Origin of the sequence: Mixta theicola (genome assembly GCF_002895925.1) — a bacterium.
Taxonomy (GTDB): Bacteria; Pseudomonadota; Gammaproteobacteria; order Enterobacterales; family Enterobacteriaceae; genus Mixta; species Mixta theicola.
In genome coordinates this window covers 1-2,015 of sequence record NZ_NWUO01000038.1, presented here as the reverse complement: position 1 = coordinate 2,015, position 2,015 = coordinate 1, and the positions used below count along the sequence as shown (strand labels likewise).

Annotated in this window: 3 protein-coding genes; all 3 read right to left on the bottom strand. The window is 41.4% G+C overall.

The genetic code is table 11. The annotated features are described in order from the left end of the window. Positions 1 to 466 precede the first annotated feature (466 nt). Positions 467 to 781 (bottom strand): hypothetical protein, encoded by a 315-nt coding sequence (locus COO59_RS20395; protein WP_103061458.1) that lies wholly within the window; start codon positions 779 to 781, stop codon positions 467 to 469. 297 nt (positions 782 to 1,078) lie between these two features. Next, a complete protein-coding gene (locus COO59_RS20390; protein ID WP_322791055.1) occupies positions 1,079 to 1,639 on the bottom strand; it encodes a hypothetical protein in 561 nt (186 codons plus the stop codon). Continuing rightward, positions 1,636 to 2,015: AHH domain-containing protein (locus COO59_RS20385; protein ID WP_240614180.1), on the bottom strand; the 380-nt coding region annotated here is incomplete at its 5' end. The genes COO59_RS20390 and COO59_RS20385, both read right to left, overlap by 4 nt.

Genomic DNA, 2,015 nt, shown 5'->3' with positions numbered 1-2,015 from the left:
ACAGGCTGTCCTGTTTCAGCGTCAGGTTGCCGTCGCGATCGTAGCTGAAGCCGGTGCTGAACAGCGGCTGCTCGCCACGCACCACCTGTTGCGCGTTCAGCCTTCCCTGGGGATCGTAGCTCAGCAGACGGGTGACTTCGTCCGAATGGTCTGTCTTTGCGGACATATTCAATACGGATTTCGCAGCCGTCCAGTTCACGTATGCCTGCCAGTCGATCTTTTCGATCCCAGAAGTAATGTATTACGGCCCCGTTGCCGTCGGTTTTCTGCTCCGGGTTGCCTCGTACAGAGTGACGCAGCAGCAGGGAGGCAGCCCCGCTTTCAGTAATGGCGCAGGGAAAACCCAAATCGTCGTATTGGTAACGGGTGATGCCGATCCCCGGTTCATCAGCTTCAGACAGCTGTCCGAGCGAATCGTACCGGTACCGGCGCGTTACCCCGGTCGGATCGGCTTCCCGGCTATTTTTTATCTGTTACTTAATACTTTCAGACCATCTTTCAATAAGTTAGTGTTGTTTATATCTCCACCACGATCTATGTACGCGGACCATTTTGGATAATATTGCTTAAATAAAAGATTTCCTGGTTCAGCCAAGACAGAACTATATATGATTAGATCATCTTTTAAACTTCCATCGTCCATAAATGGGTCTAATTTCATTAAGTCATTTTCCTTGAGAAAAGACATTAATACCGTAGTAATTTTCGTTATTTGCTCACGATAAGATAAATTCTTACTTCTTTTTAGCAAAGTTGAATAGTTAAATCTTAATAAGCTCATTTCCACCTTCGTTAATTAATACGTATTATTCGAGATATCTCATCAGAAAGCTCAATCAATTCTTTAGTTACAGGATGGCGAACAAATCCACCGCCAGAGGCCCGTAGACGACTGCTATATTGTGCTGGTTCTGGGCAATGACGAAGTGGACGGACTTAAGCATGAACAGGAAGCCCTACGAAGCCAGCTGCAGGAGCTGAAGAACTCCGCTCAGGCGGCAATCTGAGAAATGAGTGTTTAACTGACTGAACGCATAAAATAGCCAGGAAGATTAATAGTCTTACCCGGCTATTACTTTTAATCAACTGGTATTTCAACAGAAAAGTCGAAGCCTAATAAACCAGCATCTTCAACTCGTTCTTTAAATTTTTCAGTTACAAAAACCCGGCTTATATCTTCTTCAATGGAGAATAAATATTCATCGGTGATCTTTGAGTTGATAAGAACTGGTTTTTCGACAATTAAACCTCGTTCAACGACACGGTATATTGATTTATCCATATCAAAACATCCTGATATTGGATTAGTAGGATAATAACCAAAAAAAATCTTTCTTTTACTTTCAGTAATAACTGGAAGTATTTGTCCTCTGGGTTTCAGTATATCACCTAGTTTATCCAGTGTGCTTTCACTAATCACAAAAAACGGAGTTAATGCACTACTGAAATCGAATTGATAGTTCTTTTTGCCAACATCATTTCTACGTAGCTCAAGCATTATTGTCTGATAATTTCCACAAAATGGTTTCCAGTTGAGCAACATGCAACGTCCTATAATGCTTCGTTCACCTTCAGGATAATTTTGAATAAAAGAACAAGTATTGCGCGATGTCGATCTTAATAAATAAATTTTCTTCATAATAGTATTGTATACCAGCTTGAGTTATTTGCCGCACCAGAAAGAGTACCATTTATTCTTCCCAGTTCATTTATAACCTCTTGTTTTCCTCCTTTAATATCAGCCGCCTCAATTCTATTATTTATTGCAGATATATAATCGTCAGGATGCTTACCATTATGTAAGATCCCTGACATTCCGTCAGTATTCTTATGAGTAGGCAGGAACACGCCATTATCCGCGCCATTTATATCTATGCCATATTTCTTCAATATATCTCTCGCAGGCTGTGCCCCTCTGGCGGTTTCCGGCACAATATGATGCGCTGCTGAGTTTTTCGGTCGTATTATTCCATTGTTTTCCATTGCTTTTGATAGTTTACAGCTTGTTAACCCCA

Coding starts and splice junctions, on each gene's coding strand:
- COO59_RS20395 (WP_103061458.1), bottom strand. CDS start 781: ATGAGCTTATTAAGATTTAACTATTCAACTTTGCTAAAAAGAAGTAAG.
- COO59_RS20390 (WP_322791055.1), bottom strand. CDS start 1,639: ATGAAGAAAATTTATTTATTAAGATCGACATCGCGCAATACTTGTTCT.